The 6311-nt window shown below is 35.7% G+C and carries 7 protein-coding genes and 1 pseudogene; 5 read left to right on the top strand and 3 right to left on the bottom strand.

Annotated features, from left to right (window positions below; translation table 11 throughout):
* Positions 1 to 69: 69 nt before the first annotated feature.
* The 3 genes from IPM95_10630 to IPM95_10640 all read left to right on the top strand — a co-directional run bounded on the left by IPM95_10630 (position 70) and on the right by IPM95_10640 (position 1648).
* Complete coding sequence (locus IPM95_10630) at positions 70 to 402, top strand: hypothetical protein (protein ID MBK9329744.1); 333 nt, start codon at positions 70 to 72, stop codon at positions 400 to 402.
* A gap of 127 nt (positions 403 to 529) precedes the next feature.
* Positions 530 to 934 (top strand): hypothetical protein, encoded by a 405-nt coding sequence (locus IPM95_10635; protein ID MBK9329745.1) that lies wholly within the window; start codon positions 530 to 532, stop codon positions 932 to 934.
* Between the two features lie 114 nt (positions 935 to 1048).
* Complete coding sequence (locus tag IPM95_10640) at positions 1049 to 1648, top strand: fibrobacter succinogenes major paralogous domain-containing protein (protein ID MBK9329746.1); 600 nt, start codon at positions 1049 to 1051, stop codon at positions 1646 to 1648.
* 423 nt (positions 1649 to 2071) lie between these two features.
* Here IPM95_10640 and IPM95_10645 read toward each other — a convergent pair whose 3' ends face one another.
* Positions 2072 to 2914, bottom strand: coding sequence for an IS982 family transposase (locus IPM95_10645; protein MBK9329747.1), 843 nt, complete (start codon positions 2912 to 2914; stop codon positions 2072 to 2074).
* Between the two features lie 250 nt (positions 2915 to 3164).
* On the opposite strand from IPM95_10645, the gene IPM95_10650 reads away from it, so the two are divergent.
* On the top strand, positions 3165 to 3530 hold the full coding sequence (locus IPM95_10650; protein MBK9329748.1) for a hypothetical protein: 366 nt from the start codon (positions 3165 to 3167) through the stop codon (positions 3528 to 3530).
* Between the two features lie 147 nt (positions 3531 to 3677).
* Here IPM95_10650 and IPM95_10655 read toward each other — a convergent pair whose 3' ends face one another.
* Both IPM95_10655 and IPM95_10660 read right to left on the bottom strand, forming a co-directional pair.
* A complete protein-coding gene (locus IPM95_10655) occupies positions 3678 to 4046 on the bottom strand; it encodes a hypothetical protein (GenBank protein MBK9329749.1) in 369 nt (122 codons plus the stop codon).
* 415 nt (positions 4047 to 4461) lie between these two features.
* On the bottom strand, positions 4462 to 4671 hold the full coding sequence (locus tag IPM95_10660; protein ID MBK9329750.1) for a hypothetical protein: 210 nt from the start codon (positions 4669 to 4671) through the stop codon (positions 4462 to 4464).
* Positions 4672 to 5006: 335 nt separating this feature from the next.
* Between IPM95_10660 and IPM95_10665 the strand changes: the two are divergent.
* Positions 5007 to 6219 (top strand): annotated as a pseudogene (locus tag IPM95_10665) (NADP-dependent malic enzyme).
* The last annotated feature ends 92 nt before the right edge of the window (positions 6220 to 6311 follow it).

Below are 6311 nucleotides of genomic sequence, written 5' to 3' on the forward strand. Positions count from 1 at the left end.
TTGCCTATTTAGGAAAAAAAAAGAATATAAGCATTTAGATGGTATTTATTTTTGACCAATCGTCGTCTGTTGTTTTATAAACAAAGGTTTGGCTGGTTAAATATTGTTCCATTTTTAGGCGAAGCACTTTCAAGTGTTTTTATTGATAAAAATTTAGAATTAGAAATACCAGTTCATCAAATAACACATTATCTATTCAAGCCAGTTATCCATTACTCTAACAATGGATTTGTAATGAAGGAAGAAGGATTTACTACAATTTTTACTAAACAAAATGAGGTGTTCGATTTTGATATCCAGGCATTAGGTATGTCAGAAAATAAAATTCCGGATATTCTGTTGAAGCTGGAAGAGGTTCAAAAAACACTGGATAATCCAAATCAGTACAATCCTAACAAATAAAAATAATTAATAAAATAAGCTATGGAGAATATTCCTTTTATAGCATTCCTGTACGGCATTATACTTATAATTGGCATTGTATTAGCAGTATATTACTTATATATTGAAAGAGGCATTACCGATAAGAATGAATTTCTGCATTTATTATTTTTCGCACCAAACGGTTTTGGAAACTGGAAATACAACAGCATTAGCAGAAGGAACCAAACCACAGAACATTCAAAAAAATGGTACACTTCACAAGTACATGATACGCATCAACTGGTGCATCATTGCTGCTTTACTGATCTATGAAATTTATACCTTTTACCACCTTTATCAGATGCTCGTTCACTACAACGAATTTAAAGATAACGCATCAGCAACTGTTGGCACCAATGCTGCTGATGTTTTATACAGCTCCTTTGGATGGATGATAAATTTGAGCGTATATATAGTACTTGCATTTATGGCTATTGTTTTATTTTTTTCATTTTTAGTTTGCATCCTTCTGTTTATTCTCTTACCTAAACTCTTGTTTAAAAACAAATAATTTATATCGATTAGAACCATTTTAATTTTCAGATATGAAACACAAAACAAACACTTTTACTGTCTCTTTACTGTTCATGGCAGTATTCATTTGTTTTGCAGGCACTGTAAAAAAATGGAAAATGATCAAACGACCGTTACCGACATTGACGGTAATGTATATGGAGTTGTAAAAATCGGCTATCAGTACTGGATGCTGGAGAATCTGAAAACCAGCAGATACAATGACGGCACTTCCATTCCAACCGGGTTAAGCAATGCCGCCTGGGGGGCTGCAACGAATGGCGCATATTCGATTTATGAGAACGATGCATCAAATGATACCACTGGTGGTAAGCTCTACAACTGGTATGCGGTAAATTCCGGCAAATTAGCACCAGCGGGCTGGCATATTCCATCCGATGCAGAATGGACCGTTTTAACTGACTTTTTAGGAGGTTTGGCAGTGGCTGGAGGTAATATGAAATCTGTTGCCGGATGGAAGGTACCGAATACTGGTGCTACCAACAACAGCGGTTTTACAGGTCTTCCTGCTGGTTACCGAAACTACATTGGACAATTCAAAGATATTGGGAGCTACGGGTTCTTTTGGTCTTCTAACGAGGACGATACAGACAATGCGTGGCACCGCGATCTGAGATACAATTATTCAGGTGCAGGTAAATTCAGCGACTATAAGGAGGGTGGCTTTAGTGTGCGATGCGTCAGGGATTAGTTTTTTAATTTTTCAATTAGATTTATTTATGGGGTATATTTAGCTGTTGGCGTTCATTGAAGCATGCCTTGACGGCAATCTTGAATCATTGAATTGAAAGATAAATTCCATTTGAAACCATTAAATTTTTCAAAAATAAAACTTATGACAAACGCTTTTACTGTCTCTTTACTGTTCATATTCCACTAAAAACTATTCGTTTTAATTAAAGTTTAGTTTATTATACCTGCAGATTATTAAAATCACATTAAACCTAAAATCATGTGTCAGAAAATAAATATACTTGTGCTGCTTGCAATTGTCGTATCCTTTTCTTGTAAAGACAAAAAAGAATTTAAAATTTCGTCAGCTTCTGTAAATTTTGATTCTTGTATGCTAATATACAATTCAAAAAATGACAGTATATATAACCCGTTGTGCGGTTTAAGCAAGCGCAAATTTAAGATGATTAATTGATTTGTTGTTGCTTTTATTTATAAACTGTAAAACAGTAACGGCACATAATTTTGATTTTATCCTGGTGATTAATCCATCAAATGATTTTGCATAATTTCTTTTCAACAAGAACTGGTCACAAAGTTGTGAGAATAATGTTTCAATTCTCTTTCTACATTTTCTAAAAATGAATGGATACTTTTGATAGTTTTGTTGATTGGTTCTCATGGGTGTCTTTAATTCTATTTTGCATGTTTCAAATAAATCTAACTGATGTGTTTTGGATAAATACCCTTTATCGCCAATCAGCATAGCATGGTTCATTCCACTATGCTTTATCGTTTCTAAGAAATGTACATCATGTACGCTGGCTTTGCTAATATTCATTGACATAAACGTGCCATTTAAGGTAGTAGATACATGTAGTTTATAACCATAATAATGTGATTTGCTTACTGCGGAATATCCTTTATCTGGTGCTGTTTCAAAATGCTGTTTGCAAATTTTAGAACGTTTTTCTCTTGCTAATTGGCAAATAGGAATCGGTATAGAATCTACAATAAATACATTCTCAAATGCCGAAAAATGATGTGCTATTTTTTCATTCAGTTGTTGAATAAAATGTTGTAATCTTCGCCTTCGTTTATTGTAATTAGAACGGTCAATTAAATTGGGAAAGTCATTATAATATTCTGTCTTTAGTTTTTTCCAAAATGAATTTTCAGAATCAATGCTTAAGGCTTCTGCACAAACGGCTAATGAAATAATTTCACAATCATTCATTTTAGGCGGATTACGGTAAAATTGGAAGTTATTTGTATCATCTACCATAAAATCATGTAAATAAATTTTGGAAAGCTGATAAATTTTATCGAAATTTGTTTTGATGTTGTGCATTGCAAGTAATTGTTAGTCAAATAAATACATGCAAAAACCATGCTAATCACATGATGCACAACATCTTTTTTAAATTTTTATTTAAACCGCACAACGGGTTATATATAATATAATTAAGCAAGAAATTGATGCAAGCAAAGATTCGACCAAACCAACAGGTTTCTTAAATTTACCTTCTAGAGAAATGCTTACACGTCTTAATAAATATGACATTCTTTTGTTTAAAGAATACTTCTCTGATATAAATAAACCTTATATCATTAAAAATATAGAAAACGAAGTTGTACATTTTACAATATTCAATAATAATAAAATAATAGAGTTAGAAGTACTAAATCGTGAGTTACTGTTTAGTAAAAATTCAGGTACCATTCAATCAAAAGCCATAAACCCTGAACTTTTACAAAAAGTAAGCACTAATTGCCGGTGTAATCAGAATGAAGATTTGAATAATCCGTTTTCAAATCAGATTTTACAACAGAAAACCAAAACATTTTACAGATTAGATATTACTTCAAAAATGGATATAAATACTGCTGGAAATTTTTAAAGGAAGATGATGTTCTCAGTCAACTTTAAAAGAAATAGAAAAATAAAATAACACTATGCTGTCATTCGGAAACATTAGTACTTTTGTAGCTGCACTGTTTGTTGAATCAGATGGATAGAATTACTTCCTTAGTATTGATGCATAATGTCAAGCCCCGCTATTGGCAATACCAATGTTGGCAGCCGTTATTTCTTCGTCAATAGTTCTGTGTTTGCCACTTTCATAACAAAGTAAGGGTTTGCTTTGCCTGCCCGTTTCAGGATGATTAAAATGGCCTGTCAAAATCATCTTCTTTGGATGGGTAATAATTGGTACAGCACTTGCAGAGTCGGTAACTATGACTGCTTCACTTTCAACGACTGCTCCATTTTCATTAAAAATAAATCCTGTGCGTTGATACGCTACTTCAACGGTATGTTTTTTTACTGTCACCGGTTGAAAATTCTTGACCCTCGATATTTTTATAGTTTGTCGCAATATTGAATTTAATTGCAGGTATTGCAAATATATCTTCATGTACAATTTTATATTTCCATGACAACTTACTGTCTGTCTGCTCCTTTATTCCTTGGGCTACAAGTTCATCAGTGAGTTTAATTGCATCTTTCAGTGTTTGATATTTGTCCAAGCCCTTTTACTAAAAATGATTTCATGTTGATTGTCTTTTGGTACAAGTTTTAAAATGAAATTATTGTCGTTGTTATAATAGAGTATTTGGGTAATTTTATTGTGGCCTCATCATAATAATACATTCCAAATGCAGCAACCTTTGAAGTGCCAAAATTTATTGGTTCGTCTAATGCCTGAAGTTTTGTTTCAAATGGAAGTGTCTTATTAAAAGATGCTTTTGCAATTATTGCACCGTCAATAATAGCTGCTGTTACAGAATACTCTTTGTCGGTCAGTGAACGTTGATGCGATATAGATTTATTTAAAAGGTTAAAATCAATAGAGTTTGTGCTGTCAGATAGTATTGGGATTTAAGTTCCTCTTTAATTTTGTCCCAGGCATATAAAAATGCAGGTGCATAAATAATGTTTTTATTTTCTGAAATTGGATTTTCCAGTGTAATAACAAAGTCTGTTTGTTTTAAGTTGTCCAAACTTGTAACATTTTGGCAAGTCACTCCAAACAGGTTCACTTTTCTTATTACCAAAATTGCAAGAAGTCAGGGCAAAGAAAACAGTCAAAGTTAAAATTGTCTTTAAGCTACGGATAGTTGTCATATTGCAAGTGTAAGTGTCCTGCTTGTGTCGAACAGTCAAATTTAGAGTATTTATTGGATTTAATAAATTAATTTCCCATCATTGTAAGTGTCTCAGGCATCCTGCTCTCTAAAACGGAATTGTCAAATCTCAGAATCCAAACTTTAATTTATCATTAAACACAACGTCCCGGCTTTGAAGTATGGCAATACTGCACTATTGTAGTTATATTAGCAATCCTGCTTTACAAGAAAAAGGAAGATAATAGTATATGAAAGATTATTCCCGTGAATCCCTGGAATTGCACGGAAATGCTGAGAGGGAAGATTTCCATTGAACTCAAAACTCCGCTGGAGTCCAAAAATGACTTGACGTTGTGTTATTCACCCGGCGTGGCAGAACCGGTTCGGCAGATTGCCAATGATGAGGAAAGGGTCTGGGATTTAACCATTAAAGGAAATATGGTAGCCGTGATTACAGACGGCTCTGCCATTTTAGGGTTAGGAAATCTCGGTCCTGAAGCTGCCATCCCCGTGATGGAAGGTAAAGCTATGTTATTTAAGAAGTTTGCAGGCGTGGATGCTTTCCCATTTGCCTTGCCACACAGAACACGGAAGAGATCATTCAGACCATTAAAAAATATTGATCCGGTTTTCGGCGGCATCAACCTCGAAGATATTTCATCACCGCGCTGTTTTGAAATTGAGGAACGTCTGCAGGGTTTGGGTATTCCCGTTTTCGACGACGACCAGCACGGCACCGCCATTGTTGTTCTCGCAGGAATCATCAATGCCTGCAAATTGCTCGATAAAAATATCGCAGATTTGAAAGTGGTCATTAACGGAGCAGGAGCAGCGGGTTTGGCAATTTCCAAATTGTTGATGTGCCATGAAATAGATCCTTCTGTCTGTACGCCGGTGAAACAGATTGTGATGTGCGATACCAAAGGTATCATCCATAAGGACCGGTCGGATTTGAATGACTTTAAACGCGAAATATTAAAATATACCAATCCGTTCAACACGAAAGGAACCCTTAAAACGGCCTTAAGAACGCGGATGTCTTTATCGGGGTAAGCCAGGCCAACCAGCTGACAACCGAAGATGTGTCTACCATGAATGCAGCTCCCGTCATTTTCCCGCTCGCCAATCCGATTCCTGAAATTACCCCGGAGAATGCCTACCTCGGAGGTGCAGGCGTAGTGGGTACGGGCAGAAGCGACGTTACCGAAGCCAGATTAACAATGTGCTCGCCTTTCCGGGTATCTTCCGCAGGGCACTCTCGATATGCGTGCGAAGAATCACCACTCGCATGAAAGTGGTAGCTACTTGTACCAATGCTGGGTGTGTGACGGACATACACCGCGATAACATCTTCCGTCACCCTCGATCTCGTAACCCGTGGCTGTAATGGTAGCACAAGCGGTCAAGGATGCCTATCTGGAAGATATAAAGTTCTGGAAACTCCCAAACGCGCTTTACTAAAATCCGTTACCCCTTCCAAGTGTAGAAACTAAAAAATGTCCGCTTAAATGTCGTTCCCTTGTAAGGAGTCTCATAAGATACTTAATGAGATT

The organism is Sphingobacteriales bacterium (assembly GCA_016719635.1).
In the GTDB taxonomy this organism is placed as follows: domain Bacteria; phylum Bacteroidota; class Bacteroidia; order Chitinophagales; family JADIYW01; genus JADJSS01.